A 24,802-nucleotide genomic window follows, 5' to 3' on the forward strand; every position below is an offset into this window, starting at 1 on the left:
GGGCAGTGGGGCTGTTCGCACGGCTGAGCCGATGCGACCCTCCAAACTACCCGCGTTCCGCCGGATCCGACCTGAGAGAAACCTCCGGAGTCAAGCGGTTGAGCGCATCGATCGGCTCTCGATCCGGAATGGCGGGGGTGCGCCGGGTCGCCGGTGGGCGTGCTCAGCGGTCGGCGGTGAAGACGAGCAGGGCGATCACACCGGCGACCGTCGCCGCGACTCCGGAGCCCAGGCGCCACCACATCCACTTGTCGCGCCTGGGCCCGCGCACGGGACGCCGGAGGCCGGCGCGGCCCTGGTAGCCGCCGGGATCGTGCTGGAAGACCATGCCCCCAGCCTGCCGAACCCGCGCCCGTCGCGGGGTCACTCGCCCGTGACTCCCAGCCGCGAACGGCACCGCAGGGCTGAAGCGAGAGCCGAGGAGAAGGGGGGGGAGGCGGCGGCCGAGGGGGAGAGGAGCAAGGACGGCACGGGCGCAGAACGGCCGCCGCCCGCGCGCCTAGCGCGGCCCGGGCGCGCTCGCCAGCGGGTTCGCGGGGCGGGTGCCGCTCGGTAGCGTGGGGGAGTCGGCCGGAGCGGTCGATGAGCGGAGGAGCGGACATGGCCGGGACCGGCAAGGACAAGGACGCACGCGACAAGGCGGCGCAGAAGCGCGCGAAGAAGGCGCTGAAGAAGGCCGAGAAGTCGGTGCGCGCGGCGCACGAGGCGGTCCGCGACTCCAGCAAGAAGCTGCGCAAGAAGGCCCGCAAGCTGGCCGAGCAGACCGAGAAGCTCAAGCGGACCCAGGAGAAGGCGGCGAAGAAGGCGGCCGCGGCCGAGAACCGCCCGACCACGCCGAAGCACGCCGCCGAGCCGGCGGTCGGCGCCCTCGACCTCACCCCGCCGCTTCCCGGCTCGCAGGAGCCCGCCGAGGATCAGGAGTCCGCCGAGGACGCCGGTGCCGCGGCCGGGTCCGCCGCACAGCCGGAGCCGGCCCCCGACTCCGACCCCGCGCACACCCCGGACCTCACCCCGCCGCTGCCGCGCTCGGGCTCCTGACCGCGCCCGTCTGAGCGCCGCACGCCGGTGCGGGCTCGGGTGGATCGCACCCTCAGAAGCGCCGCCCGCCTGAGAATCCGCACAGACTACTCGGGCGGGCGTGCCCCGCGAGGTGAACAGCAGGTGAAGCCTCGCGACCACGCCGGAACGCCTCCCGCCGCGGGAGCATCATGTCTGCGTGGATCCCTTCATCCTGCTCGCGCTCGTCGTCGTCACGGCCCTCGCCTTCGACTTCACCAACGGCTTCCATGACACGGCGAACGCGATGGCCACGTCCATCGCGACCGGTGCCCTGAAGCCCCGCACCGCCGTCGCCCTCTCGGCGTCGCTGAACCTCGTCGGTGCGTTCCTCAGCATCGAGGTGGCGCTGACCGTCACCAACGCGGTCGTGAAGATCCAGGACTCCTCGGGCGCACCCGATCCGGCGCTGCTCGAGGACGGCGGATCCGCTCTGCTGCTGATCGTGCTGGCCGGCCTCATCGGCGGCATCGTCTGGAACCTGCTGACCTGGCTGCTCGGCCTGCCCTCGAGCTCGTCGCACGCCCTCTTCGGCGGCCTGATCGGCTCCGCTCTCGCGGGGCTCGGCCTCAACGGCGTGAACTGGGCCGGCGACGGCACGAAGCTCGACGGCGTCGTCGGCAAGGTGATCCTCCCGGCGCTGATGTCGCCCGTGCTCGCCGGAGCGGTCGCGGCGATCGGCACCTGGCTCGTCTTCCGGGTGATCGGCAACCTCGCCGAGAAGAGCCTCCACCGCGGCTTCCGCTTCGGCCAGATCGGCAGCGCCTCCCTCGTCTCGCTCGCGCACGGCACCAACGACGCGCAGAAGACCATGGGAGTGATCACGCTCGCGCTGATCGCGGCCGGCGGCTGGAGCGACACCGAGTCGGTCCCCTTCTGGGTCAAGCTCAGCTGCGCGCTGGCCATCTCGCTCGGCACCTACATCGGCGGCTGGCGGATCATCCGCACCGTCGGCAAGGGCCTCGTCGAGATCGACACCCCGCAGGGCATGGCCGCCGAGAGCGCGTCCGCCGCGGTCATCCTCGCCTCCAGCCACCTCGGCTTCGCCCTCTCGACCACCCACGTCGCGACCGGCTCGATCCTCGGCTCCGGAGTCGGCCGACCCGGAGCGCAGGTGCGCTGGCGCGTGGCGCTGCGCATGGTGATCGCGTGGGTCATCACGCTCCCGGCCGCCGCTCTCGTCGGCGCCGTGATGTGGTGGATCGGCCACCTCGTCGGAGGCGCGGCCGGCGGCCTCCTGATGGCCGCGATCCTCGTCGCCGTCGCCTCCCTCATCTACATCCGCTCGCGCCGCGACAGCATCGGTGCGCACAACGTCAACGACGAGTGGCAGGACGCGGCGGCACGCCCCGCGCCCGAGACCGCCGGCGTCTGAGCGAAAGGATCCGCACCGTGCTCTCCCTCTTCCTCTCCGCCGCCGGCCAGGTGGCCCTCGTCGCCGTGCTCCTCGGAGCGGGCCTGCCCGTGCTCTTCGCCGTCGGCGTCCGCTCCTTCGCCGTCGCCGCCGGTGCTCCCGCCTCGGGCGGGTCGGACGCCCCCGCGGTCCGGAGCGGTCTGCCCGCCCCGGTGCTGCGCGGGATCGGCGTGCTCTGCTTCGCCCTCGTCGTCGGCTCCGTCGTGATCGGCCTGAGCGTCATCATCGCGACGGGCCTCGGCCAGTCGGTGAGCTTCGAGCACGTGATCCCGACCTTCGTGCCCAAGGGCTGAGCATGGCCTCGACCGATCCGATCGCGGCGCGGGAGGGGATCGTCGCCCGCGTGGTCGACTGGCTGCGCGCGGGCTACCCGTCCGGCGTGCCGGAGCAGGACTACCTGCCGCTGCTGGGCCTGCTGCGCCGCAGCCTCACGACGGACGAGGTCGAGCAGGTCGTCGCGCGGCTCCTGTCGGAGTCGGAGCGGGCCGAGACGGTCGTCTCACGGGCCGTCGTGCGCGAGCGGATCGAGCAGCTGCTGCTCGGACCGGCGATGCCCGAGGACGTCGCCCGCGTCTCCTCGCGGCTCGCGAGCGCGGGCTGGCCGCTGGCGGGCGCGGAGTCGCTGGCCGAGCCGGACACCCGCGAGGGCCTGGTCGCGCGCATCGTCCGCTGGCTGCGCGCCGGCTATCCGGCCGGGCTGCCCGAGCAGGACTTCGTGCCGCTGCTGGCGCTCCTCCGCCGCCGTCTGAGCGACGAGGAGGTGGCCGAGGTGGCCGCCGGTCTCGCCGCCGACGCGCCCGCCTCCCGCGCGGACGTCGGCACCGCGATCGCCGGAGTGACCTCGGAGCTGCCCTCGGAGGAGGACATCGAGCGCGTGCGCCGGTCGCTGGCCGCGCTGGGCTGGCCGGAGGAGTTCGCGAGCTGACACGCCGCGGCCCGGGTCTCGGGCCGCAGGAGGCCGCGAGCCTCTCCGCCGCTGTCGCCGGCGAGCCGGCCGGAGAGGCCGCCGGCCGACCGCGCCGCGATCCCGGACGGTCCAGCCGTCGAAGGGTGACCCCGCCGGGACCAGGACGCGGACGCTGCAGCGGGCCGGGCCCGCCGTGAGCGGGCGGGACGAGCGCTGGAGCGTGTCCTCGGGCGGGCGACAGGCGGCCGCCCGGTCGGCAGGGGAGTCGCGGGGTCACGACGCGCGCCGTCCGCCGTCCTAGGTTCGGCCCGGGTCCGGATCGGCTGCGCAGCCGGCTGCCGGACCGCAGCCCGACCGGAAGGACACCCCATGCCCGCACCCACCATCGTCCTCGTCCACGGAGCGTTCGCCGACGCCGCGAGCTTCGCCCCGGTCACGCGGATCCTGCTCGACGCCGGCCACGCCGTGCGCGTCCCGGCCGTGCCGAACCGCAGCCTGCTGGGCGACGCGGAGTACGTACGCTCCTTCGTGGAGCAGCTCGACGGGCCGGTCCTGCTGGCGGGCCACTCCTACGGCGGCGCCGTGATCACGGTGGCGGGCGCCGCCGAGAACGTGGTCGGCCTCGTCTACCTCGCGGCCTACGCGCTCGAGGAGGGGGAGAGCCTGGGGCAGCTGCAGGGCGCCTTCCCCGACTCCGACCTGCCGGCGAACCTCGTCTACACCCCGTTCCCGATCGACGGAGCGGAGCCGGGCACGGACGTGTCGGTCGCGGTGCCGGCGTTCCCGGAGGTGTTCGCGGCCGGGATCGATCCGGCCGAGGCGGCCGTGCTCGCGGTCGGCCAGCGCCCGCTCGCCGCTCTGGCCTTCGGTGAGGCCGCTCCCGTCGCCGCCTGGCGGACCCGGCCGAGCTGGGGCGTCGTCGCGGCCGCGGACCGGACGATCAATCCGGACGTCGAGCGGTTCGGCTACCGGCGGGCGGGCGTGCGCTCGGTCGTCGAGCTCGACGCGCCGCACCTGGTGATGCGCTCGCACCCGGAGGAGGTCGCGCGGGTCATCGCCGACGCCGCGGCGGAGCTGAGCTGACCGCGGAGTCGCCTGATCGCGGAGGGGTGCGCCGCGTGCCGGTGCGCTCCTCCGCACCCCGCCGCGCACCGCCCCCACCCGGAAGCACGCCCCGCCGATCTAGGTACTCCCGCCGCGGATCTAGGTCGGCGTCGCGTGGAGCCGGGCCCGCCGTCTCCCTAGCCTCGAAGGGAGAGAAGGGCGGGATCGTGGACACGGACACCGCACGGCTCGGCGCCTACCTCCGGGGGCACCGCGACCGGTTGCGCCCCGACGAGGTCGGCCTGGGCGCCGACGGCAGGCGCCGCGTCAGCGGGCTGCGCCGCCAGGAGGTCGCCGTGCTCGCGGGGATCAGCCCGGACTACTACCTGCGGCTCGAGCAGGGCAAGGACCGCCGCCCCTCGGCGCAGGTCCTGGACGCTCTGGCCCGGGCGTTCCGTCTCGACGCGGACGGGCGGGACTACCTCTTCCGGCTCGGCGGGCACGCCGCGCCGCGCCGCTCGCCGGGCTGGGCGCAGGCCGGGCCGACCCCGGCGCAGGTCGGCAGCCTGACGAGCATGGTCTCGTCCTGGACCACGACGCCCGCCTACGTGGTCGACCGCTACCAGGACCTCGTGGCCGTGAACGAGCTCGGCCGCCTGTTCCTCCCCCTGGCCTGCGAGCAGGGGACCAACATGATCGAGGCCGTCGTCGACGCCGCGGCGCTCGAGACCGACGCCGAGCGGCACGAGGACTGGGACCGCACGATCGCCGTGATGACCGCTGCCCTCCGCTTCCACTCCGATCCGGCGGACCCGCGTCTGCGGGTCCTGGTCGCCTCGCTCGGGGGCCGCTCGCGGGTCTTCCGCCGCGTCTGGGCGAGCCAGGAGGCGTATCCGCTCCGCGAGGGCTCGTCCCCGGTGCGCGTCGATCCCTTCGGCTTCATCGCCTTCCGCTGGCAGACCCTGGAGGTGCACGGAGGCGACCACTTCCTGACCTCCTTCTTCGGCGCCCCCGGCAGCACCGCGGCCGCCGCGATCGATTTCATCCGGGCCCGCCACCGGGTCGAGGAGTGTCTGCGCGAGGGTGCGATACTCGACGCGTGAAGCGGGACGCGCTCGTCGTCGGTCGGGGATCGGAGCTCGCGCGGCTCCGTCTGATGGTCGACGGCATCGCCGTCCACGGGTCGGCGCTCGTCGTCGACGGGGACGCCGGGGTCGGCAAGACCACCCTGGTCGAGGAGGTCGTCGCCTACGCCCGCGCACGCGACGTGCGGGTGCTGCGCACCGCGGGCTCCGCAGCGGAGTCGGGCGACCAGTACGCGGCGCTGCAGCTCCTCCTGCACCCGCTCCGCCCGGGCCTCGACGGCCTGCCCCTGCCGCAGCGGGACGCGCTCCGCGTCGCCTTCCACCTGGCGGAGGGAGTGCAGCCGACGCCGCTCCTGGCCGGCCTGTCGGCCCTGACCCTCCTGAGCGACGCCGCCGCCGATCGGCCCCTGCTGGTCGTCGTCGAGGACCTGCACCGGATCGACCCGGAGTCGGCGTGGGCGCTGCGGATGCTCGCCCGGCGCATCGGCGAGGACCGCGTCGTCGTCGTGATGACCACGAGGGACCGGCCCGAGGAGGACTCCGGCCTCGAGCACCTCCACCTCGGGCCGCTGTCGGCCGCCGACTCGGCCGCTCTCCTCGACACGCTCCCGCATCCTCCTCGCGGCGCCGCCCGGCGCGCTCTGCTCGACCTGGCCCGCGGGAATCCCCTCGCCCTGGTGGAGCTGACCGGGCGCGACCCGTCCGCCGACGAGGCGGAGGACCGCGCGGTGACCGGACGCCTCGAGTCGGCCTTCGCCGAGCGCTTCGCGGAGCTCGACCAGCCCTCGCGGCTCGCCGTGCTGGCCGTGGCGCTGGGCGACGTCGCGACGGCGGAGGAGGCGAGCCGGCTGGCGAACCTGGCGATCGGCCGCCACCCCGACCCCTCCTGGATCGACCGGGCCGTCGCCGCGTCGCTGCTCAGCTGGACGCCGGGGAGCGGACTCCGCTTCCGGCACCCTCTCGTGCAGTCCGCTGTGACGAGCGTGAGCCGCCCCTCCGAGCGCGCGGCCGTGCTCCGCACGCTCGTCCAGGAGCACCGCGACGACCCGAGCCGGACGCTCTGGTGGCGGTCGGAGCTCGCGACCGGCTCGGACGGGCCGGTCGGCGAGGAGCTCGCCGGTCTCGCGGCGTCAGGCCTCGCGACGGGCGACGTCGTCCTGGCGGCTCAGGCGATGGAGCGGGCGGCGGAGCTGACCCCCGCCGGGCCGCTGCGCGTCTCGCGCCTGATCGACGCGGCCGAGTACTCCGGACTCGCCGGCCGGACCGCGGAGGCGGCGCTGCTCGTGCACCGCGCGGTGGGCGAGACCGTCGATCCGGTGCTCACCGCCCGTGCCGCCTGGACGCGCGAGACGCTGCCGACCGGGCGCACGGCCCTCTCGCGGGGAGACCTCTCGCCCGCGCTCGCCGCGGTGACCGCGCTGCAGAGCCACGGAGCCGTCGACGCCGCGACCGCCGCGCTCCTGCACCTCGCCGCCATCGCCTGGGACCACAACCGAGAGGCGTCGCCGGGCGAGCCGATGATCCAGGCGGTGCGCGCGCTCGCCCTCGACGACTCCGACCCGCGCGCCGTCCTGCTCGCGGCGGTCACCGAGCCGATCGCCCGCGGCGACGAGGTCGTCCGCCGGGCGCTCGCGGCGGCCGGCGGGGCGAGCGGTCCGGAGGAGGCGTGGTGGCTCGGCTACGCGCTGAACACGGCGGGCGAGGTCGAGGTCGCCCGGGAGCTCCTGGAGGCGGCGATCACCGGGCTGCGCGCGCGCGGCGACATCCGGATCCTCCCGCAGGCGCTCCTCGCCGCCTCGATGACCACGTCGCTCGCCGGCCGCATCTCGCGCGCCCGCTCCTTCGCCGAGGAGGCGCTCGTCCTCGGGAGCGACCTGGGGGACGTCGGCTTCGAGACCGCGTCCCGGGCCTGCCTGGCCTGGTTCGACGCGATGGAGGGCGTCGCGCCCGATCCCGAGGCGATCAGCGCCGGCAGCGCGATCGGCGCGGCCGTCCTCTGCTCGAGCGTGATGCGGGCGACGCTCCGCGGATCGCGAGCGGCGGTGGCGGTCCTCGAGTCGCGACCGGGCGACGCCGTGCCGGAGCTCCTGCCCCTCCTCGACAGGGACGACGACTCCCTGAACCCCGGCTTCGCGATCCTGACCACGCCCGATCTCGTCGACGCGGCTCTCGCGATCGGGGACGTCGGAGTCGTGCGCCTGCACGCCGCGAGGCTGGAATCGCTCTTCGAGCGCTGGCACCAGCCGATGATCGAGGCGGCCCTCCGGTACGCGCAGATCGCCGTGGCGCTCGCCGACAGAGCGCCGGACGCCGCGGCCGGGCTGCTCCGCCGGACTCCGCCGCCGCTCCCGTACGTGCGGGCGCGGGCGCTGCTGCTCGTGGGCGACGGGCTGCACCGGGCCGGTCGGGCGGCGGAGGCGCGGCCCCTCCTCCGCGAGGCACTGGCGATGCTCGAGGAGCTGCCGATCCACGCCTGGGCCGATCGGGCCCGTGACGCGCTCCGGGCCGCCGGAGGGAGGATCGCGGACGCGCCGTCGCCGGCCGCTGCCACGCTGACCCCGCAGGAGCTGCGCATCTGCGCTCTCGCGAGCACGGGGCTGTCGAACCGCGCGATCGCGCAGAACCTGTTCCTCTCGCCGCGCACGGTCGGCGCGCACCTGTACGCGGCGTACCGCAAGCTCGGGATCGGCGGGCGGGGCGAGCTCGCCGCGGTGCTCGGGAGGGACGCGGGCGCCGACGCCTGAGGCCGGACTCCGCTCGCAGGGGCACCCGGCCCCCGTTCGAGCGCAGACGCGCAGACGCGCCCCAGAACGGCCGGGACGCGCCTGCGAGCGTGCCGCGCTACTCCTGGATGAAGGCCAGCAGGTCGGGGTTGATGACGTCGGCGTGGACGGTCAGCATGCCGTGCGGGTAGCCCTCGTAGATCTTGAGCGTCGAGTTCTGCAGCAGCTCGTGCTGCTTGAGCGCGGCGTCCTTGTAGGGGACGACCTGGTCGTCGTCGCCCTGGGTGACGAGGACGGGGACGGTGATCGCCTTCAGGTCCTCGGTCTGGTCCGTCTCCGAGAAGGCCTTGATGCCCTCGTAGTGCGCGAGCGCGGATCCGGTCATGCCCTGGCGCCACCAGTTGTCGACCACGGGCTGCGAGAGCTCGACGCCCTCGCGGTTGAAGCCGTAGAAGGGCCCGGAGGCCACGGCCTGGTAGAACTCGGCGCGGTTCGCCGCGAGAGCGTCGCGGAAGCCGTCGAACACCGAGATCGGCGTGCCCTCGGGGTTCGCCTCCGTCTGCACCATCAGCGGCGGGACCGACGAGACGAGGACGGCCTTGGCCACTCGGCCCTGGGGCTCGCCGTACTTCGCGACGTAGCGCGCGACCTGGCCGCCTCCGGTGGAGTGGCCGATGTGGATCGCGTTCCGGAGGTCGAGGTGCTCGACGACCGCGTTCACGTCGCTGGCGTAGTGGTCCATGTCGTGTCCGGTGCCGACCTGGGTCGAGCGTCCGTGCCCGCGGCGGTCGGTCGCGATGACGCGGTAGCCGTGCGCGTGGAAGAACAGCATCTGCGCGTCCCAGTCGTCGGACGACAGCGGCCAGCCGTGGTGGAAGACGATGGGCTGCGCGTCGGTGCTGCCCCAGTCCTTGTAGTAGATCTCGACGTCGTCGTCCGTGGTCACAAACGGCATCTTCGAACCTCCGTGCTCGTGTCGATCCCGAGCCCGGCCCGGGTCGTGTCCAAGGTGGTGCCTCCCCAGATGAGGGTGGGGAGCGGCTCCACGATAGGGGCGTGGGAGCGCTCCCTGAAGAGCGCGGGGAGATGTTCCGACGATCGTCCAGACCTGGTCGCCCGGGCGGTGCCGAGGCCGCCGGCCGCGCTCGCCGAGTGGGGTCGGATGACTCGTGACCGGCACCGCGGACGCTGACAGGATCGCGGCGGACGCGCCCTCTCGCGGCGCGCGGATCGGAGGTCGCGATGCCCACGACGACGCCCACGACGACGGCCCTGCCGACGCCCAGGACGACGACGCCCCGGCCGGCGGTGCTCCGGTGACCGTCGAGGACCGCGTCCCGATCGAGCCGCAGGCGGTCGTCGCTCCGCTCAGCCGGTCCGCCGTCTTCCTCTCGCTCGACATCGTCGGCGGGCAGGATGCCGCGGACCGCGTGCGGGACGTCGTCGCCGACGTGGGCGGGATCCTCCGCGCGGTCGGCTTCCGCGACCTGGGCCTGCGCCTCTCCTGCCTGGTCGGGATCGGGAGCGACGCGTGGGACCGCTTCGGCGGGGAGGGGCGCCCCGTACAGCTGCACCCGTTCAGGGAGGTGGTGGGCGCGGCGCACACGGCCGTCTCGACGCAGACCGACCTCCTGTTCCACATCCGGGCGGAGCGCGACGACGCCTGCTTCGAGTTCGAGCGCCTCCTGCTCGACGCGCTCGGCGAGGACGTCGTCGTCCGCGACGAGGTGGTCGGCTTCCGCTACTTCGACAACCGCGACCTGCTGGGCTTCGTCGACGGCACCGAGAACCCGACCGGGGAGGCGCTGCCCCGCGTCGCGCTGATCGGCGCGGAGGACGCGGCGTTCGCGGGCGGCAGCTACCTGGTCGTGCAGAAGTACCTGCACGACCTGATGGCCTGGCACGCGCTCACCACCGAGCAGCAGGAGCGGGTCATCGGCCGGAGCAAGGCCGACAACGTCGAGCGCGAGGACGATCCGGCGCAGCTCTCGCACAAGGGGCTCGCGACCGTGGTCGACGCCGGCGGGACCGAGCACGACATCCTCCGCGACAACATGCCCTTCGGCCGGCCCGGCAGGGGCGAGTTCGGCACGTACTTCCTCGGCCTGGCCGCCGACCTGTCGGTGATCGAGACGATGCTGACGCGGATGTTCGTCGGCGTGCCCGTGGGCCGGCACGACCGCCTCCTCGACTTCTCGACCGCGACGACCGGCGGGGTCTACTTCGTGCCCTCGCGGGACGTGCTCGAGGGCCTGGGCGGCTGAGCGCGGCCGGTCGTCGGGGGGCGGATCGAGTCGGATGACCGTGGTGCCGCCCGGGCCGGAGCGGTGGGATCGGAGCAGCGCAGGCGCGCAGGACGATCAGCAGGGAGAACGCCGTGGAACCCGACGACAGCACCGCTCCGCACCACGAGACCCCCGGTTTCGGAGACCCGGACCTCCCCCAGGAGGGGATCGTGAACACCGAGGGCGATCCCTCGGCGAACACGATGACCGGCCCGCAGAACCGCGTCCTGGAGGGACTGTTCCCGAACCAGATCGCCGCGCCCGCGACGGACATCAGCACGCAGCCGTTCTTCTGGTCCTCCTTCAACATCTCGCCGCGGCGGGTGCAGCGGGGAGGCTGGGCGCGCGAGCTCACGCAGGCCGACTTCGCGATCTCGAACGAGATCGCCGGCGTGAACATGTACCTCGAGGCCGGCGGGATCCGCGAGCTGCACTGGCACCAGAGCGCCGAGTGGGCGCTGATGACCAAGGGGAACTGCCGCATCACCACGCTCAGCCGCACCGGCCGGCCCAGTGTCGACGACGTGCAGGAGGGGGACCTCTGGTACTTCCCGCCCGGCCTGCCGCACTCCCTGCAGGGCCTCGGCCCGGACGGGGCGGAGTTCGTGCTCGCGTTCGACGACGGCGAGCAGTCCGAGAGCAACACGCTCCTGCTCACCGACTGGTTCGCGCACACGCCGCCGGACGTGCTGGCGAAGAACTTCGGCGTCGCGCAGGAGGTCTTCCGCGACATCCCGCTGCACGACCTCTGGATCTTCCCGGGCGACGTGCCCGGCGACCTCCAGGCCGACCGGGCCGCGGCCGGGGTGCAGGACGGCGACGAGGCGGTGATCTTCCGGCTCTCCCGCTCCGAGCCCGTGCACCAGAACAGCGGCGGCCGGATCCAGATCGCCGACAGCACGAACTTCCCGGCCTCGCGCACGGTCTCGGCCGCACTGACGACCGTCGAGCCCGGCTCGATGCGCGAGCTGCACTGGCACCCCAACGCCGACGAGTGGCAGTACTACCTCCGCGGATCCGCTCGGATGACCGTCTTCAACACCGGCCCGCATGCCAACACGACCGACTTCCACGCCGGAGACGTGGGCGTCGTGCGCCGCAACTTCGGCCATTACGTGGAGAACACCGGCGACGACACGCTGGTCTACATCGAGACCTTCAAGAGCTCCCGCTACGAGGAGGTGTCGCTCGCCCAGTGGCTGAGCCACCTGCCGCCGTCGCTGGTCGCGCAGCACCTGAACATCCCGGAGGAGGTGCTGGCGACCTTCCCGCTCGGGACGCAGGGGATCACTCCGCTGCGCTGAGGGAGGGACGCGCGGAGGGGACGGGGACATGGCGGAGGATCACGAGGCGGCGCTCCTGCCGTGGGCGGGGAGGGCGGCGGTGCTGCTGGACCGGCACCTGCGCGTGCTGGACGCGACTCCGCTCGCGCGGGCGCTCTCGCCCGCCTTCGCCCCAGGAGCGAGCATCGCCCGCTTCACCTTCCTGGACTCGTCCGAGGTCGAGGACCTGCCCTGCTGGGGGTCCGCCGCCGACCAGGTCGCGGCGATGCTCCGCGACTCGCTCGACCGGCACCGGGGGGACCGCGAGTTCCTGACGGTCGTCGGGGAGCTCTCGGCGAGGAGCCCCCGGTTCGCGGACTCGTGGGCGGCCGGGGCGGAGGCCGACGCACGCGGGTCGGTCGTGTTCCTCGACACCGCGGTCGGCTCCGTTCCGATGGACTACCGGCTGGTCCGGGACGGCGCGCGCCTCCTGCTCCTGTTCGAGGCGGGTGACGCGGCGGGTCGAGAGGCGCTCGCCCGGCTCACCGCCGCTGATCAGGCGCCGGCCGGGGCGGCCAGCGCGGTGCCCGTCTCCGGAGCGGGCCGCAGCGAGGCGAGGACGTCGACGGCCGCGGCCGCCGGAGTCCCCGCTGCCGCGAGGTAGGTCACGACGTACCGGCCCGGAGCGCCGGCGACCTCCAGGGTCTGCATCTCGAGGTCGAGCCAGCCGAACGGCTCGACGTGGACGCGGATCCACCGGTGGGTGAAGGGGCGGACCTGGTACTCGGCCCAGATCGACCGGAACAGCGGATTCGCGACCGAGCACTCGCCGACGATCTCGTGCAGCCGCGGATCGTCGGGGACGCTGTAGAACCGCAGCGCGGCGATCAGCTCGCGGAAGACCTGGCCCCACGCCTGCAGCTGGTCCGGCGGGTCGCCGTTCGCCACGGCGCGCGCATAGCCGCGGGAGGTGGAGAGCAGCATGTTGGCGCCGGGCACGCCCTTGTCGGGGGCGAGACGGCTCATCAGGTCGTTCGCGCCGAGGACGTCGAGGTTGCGGTCGAACGCGTACGCCGGGGTCCTCGGCCAGTGGGCGAGCAGCGACTCCACGCCCTGGCCCGGCGGAGGGGAGTCGGGATCGCGCGGGCCGGGGCGCAGCCGGGCCAGCCGGAAGAGGTAGGCGCGCTCGAACTCGTCGAAGGCGAGCGCCTCGGCGACGGCGTTCAGCACCTGGTCGGACGGGGCGACCGCGTGCCCCTGCTCGACGCGGAGGTAGTAATCGCGGCTGATCCGGGCGCGGTCGGCGACCTCCTCGCGGCGCAGGCCCGGCACCCGCCGCCGGGTGCCCGCGGTCGGCACGCCGACCTGCTCCGGCCGCAGCGCCGCCCGGCGAGCGCGGAGGAACTCCGCGAGGGGGCTGCGAGAGCTCATCGTGCGACTCCATCGGATCACCCGCCGGGTCGAGCGGCGGTCGTGCGGGGGTGGGGCCGTACCGGTCGTCCGGTGGGACACAGAGTACCGTCGGGCGCTCGCGGGGCCCACTGCCCTGCTGCGCCTCCTGCCCGGCGCCGACCGGGGGCCGGGCGCTCGGGAGGGTTCGACAGAGGGAGCGCTCCGGAGGGTTCCGACAGAGGGAGGAGAGCGCGCCCGCGCCCGGCGGTCAGCATGGGGTCCTCGGAACCCGTCCCTCAGGAGTCGCGATGACGATCAGTGCACTCTCCTCGCCGCCCGCGCACCCGAGCGCCCCCGAGGACGTGGTGGTCCGGATGCTGAGCTCGGCGTCGCCCGCGCGGGAGCGGCTCCTGGTGGTCGAGGGCGGGATCGGCTCGGGCCGGACGCACATGCTGCGCTCCGCCGCGGCCACCGCTCGCGCCGCCGGCTGCGAGGTCGTGGAGGTGCGGCCGGACCGGGGCGACGCCGTGATCGGCGCGTCCTCGCTCGCGCTGTTCGCCACGCTGATCGGCCGTCTGCAGAGGGTGCGCGACTCCTCCGCCTCACCCTGCGACCCCGGCTTCCTGATCGTCGTCGACGACTGGGAGCGGTTCGACGTCGCCGCCCGCGAGACCCTCCAGGCCCTGGTGACCCGGCTGGTCGACGAGGTCGGCGCCGCCTGCCTCCTCGCCACCGGCGACCGCCGCGTCCTCGCCGGCTGGGAGGGCCTCCGGCACCGTCGCACGGAGCCCCTCGACGCGGAGGCGGCCCGCGGCTTCCTGCGCGCCCACGGCGGCCGGCGGCCGCTCGCCGTCGAGGCGCGCCTGCTGCGGGTCGCGGAGGGGAATCCGCTGCTCCTCGACGTCCTCGGGCGGGCCTGGGCCGACGAGGACGCTCCCTCGCCCTTCCCGGTCTACCCGCGATTCGAGCAGGCCGAGACCCGGGTGCTCGATCTGCTGGCTCCGCTGTCGGAGCCGAGCCGGGAGGCGCTCCTGGTCGCCGCGGTGGCGGGCGCCGAGTTCCCGGAGAGCATCGGGTCGGCCCTCGGAGACGGGGACAGCGCCCTGGTGCAGGCGGGGATCCTGACGGCGGGCGGCCGTGCGTTCCGCGACCCGGTGGTCCGAGCGGTGGTGCTCTCGACGGCGACGCCCCGAGCGCTGCGGGCGGCACGGAGGCGGCTCGCCGAGCGCCCGGAGTCGGCCCCGCACCTCCGCCTGCTGCTCGTGGCGGACGACGCCGCCGGGCCGGAGGAGCGGGCGCGGCTGCTGAGGGACGCGGCGGAGGAGCGACTCCGCGCGGGTCGGCCGCAGGAGGCGCTGCTCCTCCTCGCCGAGGCGCGCTCGAGTGCGCGCGGTGCTGCTCAGGAGGAGCTCGAGGCGCGCGCGGCCGCCGTCGCGGCCTTCACCGGCGACGCGGCGGCCCTCGAGCGGGTGGTCGAGCGCTCGCGGGAGGACGGCGGGGTTCCCGGGGCCGGCGTCGAGGCGGCGCGGCTGGCCGATGCGCTGCTCCGCGCGGGGGACGTGGGCGGGGTCCGCCGCGCGGCCCTCCGGGGGCTCGGCGCTCGGGTGGGGCGTGGGGGCGCGGGAGTCGGTGGTGCCTCGCTCGCCGGCGGTGCCTCTCCTGTCGGTGGTGCCTCTCCAGTCGGCGGTGTCGCTCCCGCCGAGACCGACGCCTCCCGCGACGACGCCGGCAGCCTCTCCGCCGACCGCATCGCCCCTCACGCCGCCGTCGACCTGCTGGCGACCGTCCTCCACATCGCCTGCACGCTCCGCGGCGATCCCGCGTGGTGGCAGGAGGCGCTCGCCGTCGGCGAGGAGCACCCCCTCGATCCCGTCCTGCGCCTGGTGGAGGCCTGCGTGCGGTCGGTCCCGGACGAGGAGTGGGAGGGTCGCCTGCGGCTCGCCGAGGACTCCGTGGTCACGGGCGACCCGTGGAAGACGGTCGCGCTGCATCTCGCCTGGTCGCTGCTCGAGGTCTCGGACGATCGCCGCGACCGCCTCGCCGGGCTCCTCGACGGCGGGGAGGAGGCGGACGGCCTGCCCGGCGCCCTCGCCCTCCTCCGCCGCGGCACCACCGCCCTCGACGGCGGTCGCCTCGACGACGCCTCGGCCGACCTCGATCGCGCGGCCGCCCGCGCCGACGACCTGCCCGCCGTGCGCGCGCTGATCGACGCGACTCGCGCCCGGGTCCACGCCGTGCAGGGCGACCGGGCACGCACCCTCGAGTGCGCCGAGCGCGCGACGGCCTGGGCGCTGCGGCACGGAGCGGCGTCGGTCGCGCGCGCCGCCGATCACGCCCTGTGCTCGCTCGACCTCGGCGGCGGCCGTTTCGAGGAGGCGCACGCCCGCTCCTCCTCCCGCGCCGGCGGCGATCCGCTGGAGCTCCTCGACGCAGCCGAGGCCGCCTCGCGCCTCCGCCTGCCCGAGCACTGCGCCGAGCTGGCGGCGGCCGCGGCGGACCTCGCCGCGCGGCCCCTCGCTCCCCGCGGGCGGATGCTCGCCCTCGCGGCGACCGCGGTCCTCGATCAGACCGGCGGCGCGGGCGCCCTCTTCGAGCGCTCCCTCGACCCGGCCTCCGAGGAGTGGCCGTTCGAGCGGGCGCGCGTCCAGCTCTGCCACGGCGAGTGGCTGCGCCGCCGGATGCGCCCGCTGGAGGCGCGCACCCGGTTCCGCCAGGCCGCCGCGGGGTTCGCCGCGGTGGGGGCCGAGCTCTGGCTCGCCCGCGCCCAGCACGAGCTGCGGGCGGCGGGCGGAGCGGGGGAGGCGCCGGTCGCCGCCGACCTCAGCGAGCAGGAGCGGCGCGTGGTCTCCCTGGCCGCTGCCGGCCTGTCGAACAAGCAGATCGCCCAGCAGCTCTTCGTCTCGCCCCGCACCGTCAGCGGGCACCTGTACCGGATCTTCCCCAAGCTCGGGGTGACCTCGCGGGCCGGGCTCCGCGACGCGCTCCTCAGCCTCGAGGACGCCCGGAGCGCGTGACGGAGCCGCAGGATCGAGTCATCCGACCTGGTGCCTGCCGCCGCGGGAGGCGCATGCTGAGCGCATGACGTCGCAGCAGATGATCGACCCCTCCGTCCCGCCGAGCGGTCCCGGCTGCGTCGAGTGCGAGCAGTCCGGCTCGTGGTGGCTGCACCTGCGCCGCTGCGCGCTCTGCGGGCACATCGGCTGCTGCGACGACTCGCTGAACCGCCACGCGACGGCCCACTACCACTCGACGGGCCACGCGGTCATCCGCAGCTTCGAGCCCGGCGAGGACTGGTTCTGGGACTACCGGACCGACGACTACGCCGACGGCCCCGCCCTGGCCGACCCGCAGAGCCACCCGGCGAGCCAGACCACCCCGGGGCCGAAGGACCGCGTGCCGCGCGACTGGCAGTACCTCCTCGCCGAGCGCGCCGAGCGGGGCTGAGCCGCGCGCCTCCGCGAGAGCGCAGGACTTTCGCGAGAGTCCAGGAGTTGTCGCACTCGGCATCGACTGCGACAACTCCTGGACAGTCGCCGGCCGCCGGCTCCCTGCGCACGTCCGCAGGCGGTGTGCAGCCAGAAGTCGCCGTGCTCGCGACCGACGACGGCTACTTCTGGATGGTCGCGGCGGCCCGCCCAGGAGCGATCGCCACGAGAGTCCAGGAGTTGTCGCACTGGGCGTCGAGTGCGACAACTCTCGAGCAGTCGCGGGAGCAGGTCGGAGCCCGCTGACCAGCCGGCGGCCGACGCCGCGCCTGATCGGCGTTCGTCAGCTCCGGACCTCGCCGACCGGACCCCGCCCCGTCACCCCCTCTCGACCCCGTCCAGCGCTTCCGCCTCGGCGATCCGCAACCGCATCTGCCGGTAGCGGTGGAACTGGTACACCCCGTGCAGCACCGCGAGGACGATGGCGGCCGCCATCCCGCACGCGATCGCGGGGACCTCGTCCGCGCCGCTCTGCGTCAGCGCGAGCGCGACTCCGGCGCCCGCCACGATCGAGTTGACCACCGCGATCGCCGAGGACATCGTGAAGAAGATGCCCCGCCAGCTCTGCCGCCGGCCGATCTCGAGCAGCTCGTTCGGCGCGTGGCGGCCGCGCGGCACCGCGAAGTAGGCGCCCGCGCCCGGCAGCAGGGTCCCGTAGTAGCGACGGATGCGCTGGATGGCCGTCAGCGCGGCGATGTCCTCCATCGAGGTCTGCACCAGCCGCTCGTAGGTGAACACCCCCAGCAGCACGACGACCGGGATGATCACCGCGAGGAACCCCATCGCGTACCGGGTCGGGGCGAGGAAGCCGAAGGCCACGAGCGAGCTGGAGAGCATCGTCAGGTAGAGCGAGGCGCGGCTGCTCGACTCCGTCACGGTGATGCCGCGCGCCGACTCCAGCACGAAGTGCTCGGTCAGCAGGGCGTTGAGGAACGCGGCCGGCCGGTCGGGGAGCGACGCGGCGGAGACGGCGGCCTCGGGCAGCGCGGGCGTGCGGGGAGGGTCCTCCTCGTCGAGGCGGTCGCCCGGCTCCGGATTCACGGCCGCACCTCTCGCGGGGACCGTACCTCTCGCGGGGCCGCCCCGCGGCGTCCGCTCTTCGAGTCATCCGACTCGCGCACCGGCTCCACCCGCGCGCCTACCGTCGGACGCGACGCCGAGCACCGCCACCGGGGCGCGTGCGCAGACACCGAAGGGCCGTTCATGATCGACACCCGCCACCTCCACTCGAACCAGCGAGACACCCTCGAGCGGCTGCTCGAGGACTCGCCGAGCCACAACGTCCTCTGGGCGGACGTGCTGACGCTGCTCGAGGCCGTCGGCACCGTCCACGAGAAGCACGACGGCGCCTTCTCGGTGACGGTCGGCTCGACGACCGAGACCCTCCACCGGCCGCACCACAAGGACGTGGACGAGCAGCAGCTCGTCGACCTGCGCCGCCTGCTCCGCGGAGCGGGGTACGGCGCATGAGCGCGGGGACGCCCGCCGACCTCACCGGGTCGGCCGCCGAGCGCCTCCGCCGGCTGGACGCGCTCGACGCGGGTGCGCTGACCGAGGAGTGGCTGCTGCGCCAGCTGCGCCTCGCGCTCGGGGATCTCGCCGCGCTCGAGCCGGCCGCCGAGGCCGAGCAGGAGCGGCGCGAGGACTTCTGATGCGGCGGGCGGCCGTCCGGGGTGCACGCGGCCGGCACCCGGACGGCCGCCGGCCCGCATCCCGCAGCGCCGCCCCGCTCCGCCGCTCATCGCCCGGCCGCCGCGCTGCGGGCGCGCAGCAGCACGCCGGCCGTCGCGGTCGCCGCCAGCACCAGCGCAGCGAACACGGTCAGCACGGTCGTCGCGGCGACGAGGTTCAGCGCCGCTCCCGCCGCCAGCGCGGGGACCGCGAGCCCCGTGTAGGCGACCAGGAACACCACCGCCAGGGTCTCGCCCCGGCGGGCCGGATCCGCGAGCGCGACCGCTGTGCCGATCGACCCCTTGAAGAGCAGCCCCACCCCGAAGCCCGAGACGACGGCGCCGGCGAGGAACACCCCCAGCTGCGGAGCGATCGCTCCGGCCGCGACCGCCGCCAGCCCGACCGCGCAGCCCGCCACCGCGATCGAGAGCTGCAGGCGCGTCCCCACCTTCACGAGCAGCAGCTGGCCGAGGGCCGCGGAGGCGAACACGGCGAAGGACGTCGCGCCGGCCAGCAGGTGGTCGCGCACCTGGAAGGTCTGCACCAGGAACGTCGGTGCGAGCGAGGTGAAGAGGCCGAGGACGGAGAAGGCCGAGAAGGCTCCGAACGCCGCGAGCAGGAACGCCCGGCGCGCGTCCGCCGGCACCGAGAGCCGCTGCGGCCGGTAGGCGGGCGCCGTCTCCGGCACGTCGACCGTCTCAGGCACGAGGAGCAGCGCTAGGCCCGCCACGAGCAGCGCGACCAGGAACACCTGGTGCGGCAGGAGGAGCGGATCGGGCAGGAACTCGGCGAAGACCCCTCCGAGCAGCGGGCCCAGCGAGAGTCCGCCGAGGTTCACTGCGCCCGAGATCGACGCGGCGACGATCGTGTTCTCGTCCGGCCGGGCGCGGGCGCGCAGCTCGCCCAGATGGGCGGTCGCGGTGGCGGTGAGCATCCCGATGCTGACGCCGTTGACGAAGCGGGCGACGATCAGCCCCGGCACCTCCGTCGTCAGCGAGAAGAGCACGGCCGAGACCGCCGAGACGAGCACCGCGATCAGCAGCACCCGGCGGCGGCCGAGCCAGTCGCTGACGTGACCGGCGAGGTACAGGCTCACGATCACTCCGACCGCGTAGGCGGCGAAGACGACGGTGATCACGAACGGCGGGAAGCCGTCGAGCTGCTGGTAGAGCGGGTAAAGGGGTGTCGGCACCGTCGAGTACGCCATCACGAGCAGGAAGGTCGCGGCGACGATCCAGAAGCCGACGCCGTGGCGCACCGTCGGCAGTCGGCGGCTCACGAGGTCTCCTGCAGGTGGCGGTGGGCGAAGGTGACGGCCATCGCGCCCTCGCCGACGGCGGAGGCGACGCGCTTGACCGAGCTGCGGCGCACGTCCCCCGCGGCGAAGGAGCCGGGGACGCTGGTCTCGAGGTAGAACGGCGCCCGCTCGAGCGGCCAGTCGGGAGCGGCGTGGTCGCCGACGAGGTCAGGTCCCGTCACGAGGTAGCCGCCGGAGTCGCGGACGATCGCGGTCTCCGCCGCCCACGTGGTGTCCGGCTCGCCGCCGATGCAGACGAAGAGGTGGGAGGTGGCCAGCGCCCCGTGCGCGCCGGTCGCCGAGTTCTCGACCTCGATCGACTCGAGGGCGTCGGCGCCGTGCAGGCGGGTGACGCGCGAGTCGAGGAGGATCGTCACGTTCGGCTGCCGGACGACGCGCTCCGCGAGGTAGGAGGAGAGGCTGTCGGCCAGATCCGGGCCGCGGACCAGCATGGTCACGTGCCGCGCGTGCGCCGAGAGGTTCATCACGGCCTGCCCGGCCGAGTTGCCGCCTCCGACGACCACGACGTCCTCGCCCTCGCAGAGCGGCGCCTCGCTCGTGCCGGCACCGTAGTAGAGGCCGACGCCGAGCAGCTCGTCCTCGCGCTCGAGGCCGAGCCGGCGCCACTGGATGCCCGTGGCGCAGATGTTGGTGCGGGCGACGACGGTCGTCCCGTCGGCGAGCAGCGCGTGGATCCGGTCGTCGGCGAAGCGCCCGCGGATCCCCTCGCGCATCCGCAGCAGCTCGGCGCCGAACGAGACGGCCTGCTGCCGCGCGCGCTCGGCCAGATCGGCTCCCGCGATCCCGTGCGGGAAGCCGAGGTAGTTCTCGATCAGGCTGCTCGAGCCGGCCTGCCCGCCGATGGCCGAGCGCTCGAGGACCACGACCTTCAGCCCCTCCGAGGCGGCGTACACGGCGGCCGAGAGCCCGGCCGGGCCGGCTCCGTAGATGGAGAGGTCGTACTCCGCGAGCCGCGGCGCGCCGACCCAGCCGAGCCGGGCCGCGACCTCGGCGAGCGTCGGATCGGAGGCGCGGCTGCCGTCCGGGAACACCACGAGGGGGAGCGACGCGGTGGCGAGCGGATGCCCGGCGACGGCGAGGCACTGCTCGTCCGTGTCGATCGGCGTCCACGAGAACGAGACGACGCTGCGCGAGAGGAGGTCGCGGATCTCCCACGCGTCGCGGCTCTCGCGGCGCCCGTAGAGGCGGACCTGCGGGAGGTCCCCGGGCACGGTCACGAGGCCCGCCGCCGCTCGAGCCCGTCGCGGAACTTCATCAGCTTGAGGCAGAGGTGCAGCGTGCTGCGGGCGAGGCCGTCGTCGAGCGCCTCCCGGACCGCCTCGGGCAGGTTGTCGAGGCGGTAGTAGAGCGTGGTGCGGTGGATGTGGAGGAGCCCGCACGCCTCCCGCACACTGCCGCGCACGTCGAGGTAGGCCTCGACCGTCCGTCGCTGCACCTCGTCGCCCCGCTCGAGCAGCGTCGCCGCGGCCGGCGAGAGCATGGCGAGCTGCGAGCTGTCCGCCCCGATCGAGGCGAGGAGCACCCAGGCCCCGAGCTCGGCGATGTCGGCCCGGCCGCGGCCGTCGGGCAGGGAGCCGACGATGGTCGCCGCGAGGGCGGCCCGCTCGGCGGTCGGGAGGAGGTCGTCGTCGCGGACGTCGAAGCGCGCCGAGCCGATCGCGTCGACGGCCGTGCCGCGGCCGCGCGCCTCCGCCCGCAGGACGTCGTCCGCCTCCGCGGCGGCCTCGGGCGCCTCCACGCTCACGAAGAACAGCACGCCGTCCTGGTCGCCGAGGAACGTCAGCCCGGAGGCGGCGCTCGCGTCGATCCGCCGCGCCAGCGCCGTCCGCTGGAGGGAGCCGGTCGGGCCGGTCAGCCGCACCGCGCGGACCACGGTCTGGGCGTCACGGCGCAGCCAGCGGCGCTCGACCGCCTCGGCGAAGGAGGCGCGCCGGGTGCCGCCGTCGGCCGCCAGGAGCGCCGCGAGGACGTCCGCGCGCCGGGAGCTGCCGCCCGCCCGCGTCGAGGGGCCGAGGAGGCGGCTGATCGCTCCGACGGCCGCATCGATGAGCGAGTACTCGGCCGGAGTGAGCGGCGCGGGCCGCTCCCGGGGGAGGAGGAGGGTCGCGAGCCGGCCCCGCGGATCCTGGACGGGGAACACCCCGTCGCGGGGCGCCTCCTCGCGCGCGCGCGTCGCCACCAGTACCCGGCTCGAGGCATCCTCGATCGTCACCGGGCGGTCGAGAGCCTGGGCGAGCTCGTCGGCGAGGTCCTGCAGAGTCATCGGCGGGGATCCGTGTGGGGGGCCATGCCGTGATCCTCGCGGAGGGAGCCCTCCCGAAGCGTGGCCCTTCCAGGCCCACCTTGCGCGTCGGTGCTCTCCGGCGGATCGGCCCGCTCTCGTCGATCCCCTGTCGTCGCAGGGTCGATCGTCCGCGCGACAGTGCGATGCAGGACGAGATCCTCGACCGGTGCAGCGAGCGGGTCGCCTCCGGCGGGAGCGCGGCGTCCGCGGAGGAGAGCGGACGAGCGCCGGCCTCCGGACCCCGCCTTCACCGCTCCGATCGGCGTCACTGTCGAGCGCGACCTGTGGTCGTGCGTCGAGGTGGCCGGCGTGCGCTGCCTCCGGATGCCGTGCGTACCGCTGAGAAGCCGCATATCTCGGCGGATCGGGCCGGTGCCGCCGCGCCACCGGTGCGAGCATGACCGTAGGAGGCCTGGATGCGTGAATCAGTGATCGTCGTCGAGGACGACGTCGAGATGGGCGAGCTCATCAGGCGCGGTCTCACCGGCGACGGCTACGACGTCGCCCTGTTCTCGAACGGGGTCGACGCGCTGAACGCGGCGCGAGAGGCGGACTACGCCGCCGCCGTCCTCGACGTGATGCTCCCCGGCATGAGCGGCTTCGAGATCTGCCGGCACCTGCGCGCGACCGGCGCCACGCTCCCGGTGATCATGCTGACGGCCCGCGACGCGCTGCAGGACCGCGTCTTCGGGCTCGATGCAGGCGCCGATGACTACCTCGCGAAGCCGTTCCACTTCGAGGAGCTGTCCGCTCGCCTCCGGGCGATGATCCGCAGGGAGCACCTCACGAACCGGGTACCGGTCGTGCTCGGGAACCTGCGCGTGGATCCGTACGCGCACGCCGCGTTCGTCGACGACTCCATGCTGCCGCTGAGCCCGAAGGAGTTCGGGGTGCTGCGCGCGCTCGCGGTGCGTGCGGGGGAGTTCATGCCGCGGGAGGAGATCCTGCTGGAGGTGTGGGGGTCGGCGGAGTTCGTCGACCACAACATCGCGGAGCAGTACATCAGCTACCTCCGCCGCAAGCTCAGCGCCGGCGGCGCGTCGGTCGAGATCGTCACCCGGCGGGGCGCGGGCTACCGCCTCGGGGTGACGCCGTGAGGTGGCGGTCGCTGTCGATCCGGGTGCGGATCACGGCCTCGAGCCTGCTGGTCGCGATGCTGTTCTTCGGGATCGTCGCGATCATCGTCCGTGAGCAGCTCGATCACATCCTCGACGAGTCCACCATCGAGCTCGTCCGCTCCGGAGCCTCGCAGGCGCTGATCGAGGAGAGCCGCGACACCGCTGAGGCGGTCGTCGGCGGTGTCAGCACCACACTGCTGATCGCCCTGGCGATCCTGTTCGTCGCGTTCGCCGCCACGTCCTGGGCCCTGGTCGGCCTCGCGCTGCGCCCCGTGGGGCGGATGCGCGCCATCGCCGACCGGCTGCGCCACGGCCGCTCCACGGAGCTGCTCCCCGTCGGGCCGGCCCGTGACGAGCTCTCCGACCTCGCCGCGACGCTCAACGCGCTGATCGAGGACCTGCGGGAGTCGGCGGACCGGGAGCGGCGGCTCGTCGCCGACGCGAGCCACGAGCTGCGCACCCCGCTCGCCGCACTGCGCACCCGCCTCGAGCTCGCCGAGCGGGTCCGCGACGACCCGGCAGCGCTGTACGCCGACGTCGTCGACGCGCGCCGCTCGGTCGATCGCCTCCAGTCCCTGACCGACGGGCTGCTGATCCTGTCGAGGATCGACGCCGGCGCGGTGGTCGGCGACGGCACGTCGACGGCTCTGCGCGCGGAGGTCGCCGACAGCGTCGACCGCGCCAGGATGCTCGCCCGCGACCGGGACCTCGCCATCGACTTCGTCGCCCCCGCCTCGACCGTTGCCGCCCGCTACCCGATCTCCCCGACCGACTTCGGCCGGATCCTGGACAACCTGCTCGCGAACGCCGTGACCGCGACGCCCGACGGCGGCAGCGTCACCGCGACCCTCGTCGAGCGCGCCGAGGAGATCGTCCTCTCCGTGGACGACGACGGCCCGGGCGTCCCCGACGCGTTCCTCGCGGTCGCGACCGACCGGTTCACCCGCCCGGACGCCGCCCGCTCCCGTGAGGGCGGCGCCGGCCTGGGGCTCGCGATCGTCGCCGGGCTCAGCCGGTCCGCCGGCGGTGAGCTCACGATCCGCAACCTCGTACCGCGCGGGCTCGGCGTGGAGGTCCGCCTCCCCGTGACGCGCCCCGACCTCACCCCTCGCAAGGAGAACCGATGATCGACCCTCAATCCCTGCTCGACGGTGCCGGCCCCTGGGCGATCGCCCTGGTCTGCCTGATCGCGTTCGTCGAGACGGGCCTGCTGATCGGGTTCTTCCTCCCCGGAGACACCCTGCTCTTCTTCACCGGCGTCTTCGTCGCCACCGGCGTGATCGGCCTCCCGGTGCCGCTGGTGATCCTGATGGTCGCCGTGTCCGCGTTCCTGGGCGATCAGCTCGGGTTCGTCATCGGCCGCGAAACCGGCCCGCGCATCTTCGAGCGCAAGGACAGCGGCCTGTTCAGCCGCTCGAGCGTCGCCCGCACCCAGTCGTTCTTCGACCGGTTCGGCGGCTGGGCGGTCACGATCGCCCGCTTCGTCCCGGTCGTGCGAACCTTCGCCCCGGTCGCCGCGGGCGTCGGGAAGATGCACTACGCCCACTTCGTCGGCTTCAACGCCCTCGGCGCGGCCGTCTGGTCCACCGGCGTCATCCTCCTCGGCTTCTTCCTGGGACAGATCCCCGGCGTCGCGGACTTCGTCGGGAAGTACATCGACATCGTCCTCGTCGGCATCGTCGTCATCAGCCTCGCCGGCATCGCTCTGACCTACTGGCGGCAGAGGAACCGCGCCCGACGCGACGCCTGACCGCGGAC

The 24,802-nt window shown here is 74.4% G+C and carries 25 protein-coding genes; 18 read left to right on the forward strand and 7 right to left on the reverse strand.

Features of this window, described 5'->3' with window-relative positions:
* Positions 1-163: 163 nt before the first annotated feature.
* Positions 164-328, reverse strand: coding sequence for a hypothetical protein (locus C5C10_RS17915; RefSeq protein WP_159940529.1), 165 nt, complete (start codon positions 326-328; stop codon positions 164-166).
* A gap of 272 nt (positions 329-600) precedes the next feature.
* On the opposite strand from C5C10_RS17915, the gene C5C10_RS13780 reads away from it, so the two are divergent.
* From C5C10_RS13780 to C5C10_RS13810, 7 genes are all read left to right on the forward strand, one after another.
* On the forward strand, positions 601-1,038 hold the full coding sequence (locus C5C10_RS13780; protein ID WP_104329509.1) for a hypothetical protein: 438 nt from the start codon (positions 601-603) through the stop codon (positions 1,036-1,038).
* A gap of 178 nt (positions 1,039-1,216) precedes the next feature.
* The gene (locus C5C10_RS13785) at positions 1,217-2,431 is read left to right on the forward strand and encodes an inorganic phosphate transporter (protein ID WP_104224012.1); all 1,215 of its coding nucleotides are present in this window, start codon (positions 1,217-1,219) and stop codon (positions 2,429-2,431) included.
* A 17-nt stretch (positions 2,432-2,448) separates the two neighbouring features.
* A complete protein-coding gene (locus C5C10_RS13790) occupies positions 2,449-2,763 on the forward strand; it encodes a hypothetical protein (RefSeq protein WP_104227380.1) in 315 nt (104 codons plus the stop codon).
* A gap of 2 nt (positions 2,764-2,765) precedes the next feature.
* Positions 2,766-3,395 (forward strand): DUF3349 domain-containing protein, encoded by a 630-nt coding sequence (locus tag C5C10_RS13795; protein ID WP_104329510.1) that lies wholly within the window; start codon positions 2,766-2,768, stop codon positions 3,393-3,395.
* A 351-nt stretch (positions 3,396-3,746) separates the two neighbouring features.
* Entirely contained in the window at positions 3,747-4,460 is a 714-nt protein-coding gene (locus tag C5C10_RS13800; protein ID WP_104329511.1) for an alpha/beta fold hydrolase, read from the forward strand.
* Between the two features lie 188 nt (positions 4,461-4,648).
* Positions 4,649-5,524 carry a helix-turn-helix domain-containing protein gene (locus C5C10_RS13805; protein WP_181073469.1) on the forward strand — a complete coding sequence of 292 codons (876 nt, stop codon included), beginning with the start codon at positions 4,649-4,651 and terminating at the stop codon, positions 5,522-5,524.
* On the forward strand, positions 5,521-8,250 hold the full coding sequence (locus C5C10_RS13810) for an AAA family ATPase (protein ID WP_104329513.1): 2,730 nt from the start codon (positions 5,521-5,523) through the stop codon (positions 8,248-8,250). Before C5C10_RS13805 ends, C5C10_RS13810 begins: the two co-directional genes overlap by 4 nt.
* Positions 8,251-8,347: 97 nt before the next feature.
* Here C5C10_RS13810 and C5C10_RS13815 read toward each other — a convergent pair whose 3' ends face one another.
* Entirely contained in the window at positions 8,348-9,184 is an 837-nt protein-coding gene (locus tag C5C10_RS13815) for an alpha/beta fold hydrolase (protein ID WP_104224006.1), read from the reverse strand.
* A gap of 214 nt (positions 9,185-9,398) precedes the next feature.
* Here C5C10_RS13815 and C5C10_RS13820 point away from each other — a divergent pair, with 214 nt between their 5' ends.
* The 3 genes from C5C10_RS13820 to C5C10_RS13830 all read left to right on the forward strand — a co-directional run bounded on the left by C5C10_RS13820 (position 9,399) and on the right by C5C10_RS13830 (position 12,440).
* Complete coding sequence (locus C5C10_RS13820) at positions 9,399-10,493, forward strand: Dyp-type peroxidase (RefSeq protein WP_308471664.1); 1,095 nt, start codon at positions 9,399-9,401, stop codon at positions 10,491-10,493.
* Positions 10,494-10,606: 113 nt separating this feature from the next.
* Complete coding sequence (locus C5C10_RS13825; RefSeq protein WP_258060596.1) at positions 10,607-11,818, forward strand: cupin domain-containing protein; 1,212 nt, start codon at positions 10,607-10,609, stop codon at positions 11,816-11,818.
* Between the two features lie 28 nt (positions 11,819-11,846).
* A complete protein-coding gene (locus C5C10_RS13830; RefSeq protein ID WP_104329514.1) occupies positions 11,847-12,440 on the forward strand; it encodes a hypothetical protein in 594 nt (197 codons plus the stop codon).
* Here C5C10_RS13830 and C5C10_RS13835 read toward each other — a convergent pair.
* Positions 12,332-13,207, reverse strand: coding sequence for a helix-turn-helix transcriptional regulator (locus C5C10_RS13835; RefSeq protein ID WP_104329515.1), 876 nt, complete (start codon positions 13,205-13,207; stop codon positions 12,332-12,334). The two genes, C5C10_RS13830 and C5C10_RS13835, sit on opposite strands and share 109 nt — an antisense overlap.
* 269 nt (positions 13,208-13,476) lie before the next feature.
* On the opposite strand from C5C10_RS13835, the gene C5C10_RS13840 reads away from it, so the two are divergent.
* From C5C10_RS13840 to C5C10_RS17920, 3 genes are all read left to right on the forward strand, one after another.
* The gene (locus C5C10_RS13840; RefSeq protein ID WP_104329516.1) at positions 13,477-16,182 is read left to right on the forward strand and encodes a LuxR C-terminal-related transcriptional regulator; all 2,706 of its coding nucleotides are present in this window, start codon (positions 13,477-13,479) and stop codon (positions 16,180-16,182) included.
* A gap of 64 nt (positions 16,183-16,246) precedes the next feature.
* Positions 16,247-16,612 (forward strand): UBP-type zinc finger domain-containing protein, encoded by a 366-nt coding sequence (locus C5C10_RS13845; protein WP_104227372.1) that lies wholly within the window; start codon positions 16,247-16,249, stop codon positions 16,610-16,612.
* A 143-nt stretch (positions 16,613-16,755) separates the two neighbouring features.
* Positions 16,756-16,899 carry a hypothetical protein gene (locus C5C10_RS17920; protein ID WP_181073470.1) on the forward strand — a complete coding sequence of 48 codons (144 nt, stop codon included), beginning with the start codon at positions 16,756-16,758 and terminating at the stop codon, positions 16,897-16,899.
* Between the two features lie 72 nt (positions 16,900-16,971).
* Here the strand turns inward: C5C10_RS17920 and C5C10_RS13850 are convergent, their stop codons facing one another.
* Positions 16,972-17,694: a hypothetical protein gene (locus C5C10_RS13850; protein WP_104329517.1), complete on the reverse strand. Its 723-nt coding sequence runs from the start codon at positions 17,692-17,694 to the stop codon at positions 16,972-16,974.
* 162 nt (positions 17,695-17,856) lie between these two features.
* On the opposite strand from C5C10_RS13850, the gene C5C10_RS13855 reads away from it, so the two are divergent.
* Both C5C10_RS13855 and C5C10_RS13860 read left to right on the forward strand, forming a co-directional pair.
* A complete protein-coding gene (locus C5C10_RS13855) occupies positions 17,857-18,123 on the forward strand; it encodes a hypothetical protein (protein WP_104224777.1) in 267 nt (88 codons plus the stop codon).
* A complete protein-coding gene (locus tag C5C10_RS13860; RefSeq protein WP_104224778.1) occupies positions 18,120-18,305 on the forward strand; it encodes a hypothetical protein in 186 nt (61 codons plus the stop codon). Before C5C10_RS13855 ends, C5C10_RS13860 begins: the two co-directional genes overlap by 4 nt.
* Positions 18,306-18,391: 86 nt before the next feature.
* Here C5C10_RS13860 and C5C10_RS13865 read toward each other — a convergent pair whose 3' ends face one another.
* The 3 genes from C5C10_RS13865 to C5C10_RS13875 are packed head-to-tail and all read right to left on the reverse strand — an operon-like array spanning position 18,392 to position 21,905.
* Positions 18,392-19,603 carry an MFS transporter gene (locus tag C5C10_RS13865; RefSeq protein WP_258060597.1) on the reverse strand — a complete coding sequence of 404 codons (1,212 nt, stop codon included), beginning with the start codon at positions 19,601-19,603 and terminating at the stop codon, positions 18,392-18,394.
* Positions 19,600-20,859 (reverse strand): NAD(P)/FAD-dependent oxidoreductase, encoded by a 1,260-nt coding sequence (locus tag C5C10_RS13870; RefSeq protein ID WP_219813266.1) that lies wholly within the window; start codon positions 20,857-20,859, stop codon positions 19,600-19,602. Before C5C10_RS13870 ends, C5C10_RS13865 begins: the two co-directional genes overlap by 4 nt.
* Positions 20,856-21,905 carry a helix-turn-helix domain-containing protein gene (locus C5C10_RS13875; protein ID WP_104329518.1) on the reverse strand — a complete coding sequence of 350 codons (1,050 nt, stop codon included), beginning with the start codon at positions 21,903-21,905 and terminating at the stop codon, positions 20,856-20,858. The genes C5C10_RS13870 and C5C10_RS13875 overlap by 4 nt, the downstream gene beginning before the upstream one ends.
* A 437-nt stretch (positions 21,906-22,342) precedes the next feature.
* Between C5C10_RS13875 and C5C10_RS13880 the strand changes: the two genes are divergently transcribed.
* The 3 genes from C5C10_RS13880 to C5C10_RS13890 are packed head-to-tail and all read left to right on the forward strand — an operon-like array spanning position 22,343 to position 24,794.
* The gene (locus tag C5C10_RS13880; protein WP_104329519.1) at positions 22,343-23,023 is read left to right on the forward strand and encodes a response regulator transcription factor; all 681 of its coding nucleotides are present in this window, start codon (positions 22,343-22,345) and stop codon (positions 23,021-23,023) included.
* Positions 23,020-24,171 carry a cell wall metabolism sensor histidine kinase WalK gene (locus tag C5C10_RS13885; protein WP_146082169.1) on the forward strand — a complete coding sequence of 384 codons (1,152 nt, stop codon included), beginning with the start codon at positions 23,020-23,022 and terminating at the stop codon, positions 24,169-24,171. Before C5C10_RS13880 ends, C5C10_RS13885 begins: the two co-directional genes overlap by 4 nt.
* Complete coding sequence (locus tag C5C10_RS13890) at positions 24,168-24,794, forward strand: DedA family protein (protein WP_104239342.1); 627 nt, start codon at positions 24,168-24,170, stop codon at positions 24,792-24,794. The genes C5C10_RS13885 and C5C10_RS13890 overlap by 4 nt, the downstream gene beginning before the upstream one ends.
* Positions 24,795-24,802 lie beyond the last annotated feature (8 nt).

The sequence above is a fragment of the Rathayibacter sp. AY1A3 genome (assembly GCF_002930975.1).
GTDB lineage: Bacteria > Actinomycetota > Actinomycetes > Actinomycetales > Microbacteriaceae > Rathayibacter.

Bases quoted from the DNA above. Each gene is read 5' to 3' on its own strand.
- C5C10_RS17915 (WP_159940529.1), bottom strand. From the start codon at position 328: ATGGTCTTCCAGCACGATCCCGGCGGCTACCAGGGCCGCGCCGGCCTC.
- C5C10_RS13780 (WP_104329509.1), top strand. From the start codon at position 601: ATGGCCGGGACCGGCAAGGACAAGGACGCACGCGACAAGGCGGCGCAG.
- C5C10_RS13795 (WP_104329510.1), top strand. From the start codon at position 2,766: ATGGCCTCGACCGATCCGATCGCGGCGCGGGAGGGGATCGTCGCCCGC.
- C5C10_RS13800 (WP_104329511.1), top strand. From the start codon at position 3,747: ATGCCCGCACCCACCATCGTCCTCGTCCACGGAGCGTTCGCCGACGCC.
- C5C10_RS13815 (WP_104224006.1), bottom strand. From the start codon at position 9,184: ATGCCGTTTGTGACCACGGACGACGACGTCGAGATCTACTACAAGGAC.
- C5C10_RS13830 (WP_104329514.1), top strand. From the start codon at position 11,847: ATGGCGGAGGATCACGAGGCGGCGCTCCTGCCGTGGGCGGGGAGGGCG.
- C5C10_RS13835 (WP_104329515.1), bottom strand. From the start codon at position 13,207: ATGAGCTCTCGCAGCCCCCTCGCGGAGTTCCTCCGCGCTCGCCGGGCG.
- C5C10_RS13840 (WP_104329516.1), top strand. From the start codon at position 13,477: ATGACGATCAGTGCACTCTCCTCGCCGCCCGCGCACCCGAGCGCCCCC.
- C5C10_RS13845 (WP_104227372.1), top strand. From the start codon at position 16,247: ATGACGTCGCAGCAGATGATCGACCCCTCCGTCCCGCCGAGCGGTCCC.
- C5C10_RS13855 (WP_104224777.1), top strand. From the start codon at position 17,857: ATGATCGACACCCGCCACCTCCACTCGAACCAGCGAGACACCCTCGAG.
- C5C10_RS13860 (WP_104224778.1), top strand. From the start codon at position 18,120: ATGAGCGCGGGGACGCCCGCCGACCTCACCGGGTCGGCCGCCGAGCGC.
- C5C10_RS13875 (WP_104329518.1), bottom strand. From the start codon at position 21,905: ATGACTCTGCAGGACCTCGCCGACGAGCTCGCCCAGGCTCTCGACCGC.
- C5C10_RS13880 (WP_104329519.1), top strand. From the start codon at position 22,343: ATGCGTGAATCAGTGATCGTCGTCGAGGACGACGTCGAGATGGGCGAG.
- C5C10_RS13890 (WP_104239342.1), top strand. From the start codon at position 24,168: ATGATCGACCCTCAATCCCTGCTCGACGGTGCCGGCCCCTGGGCGATC.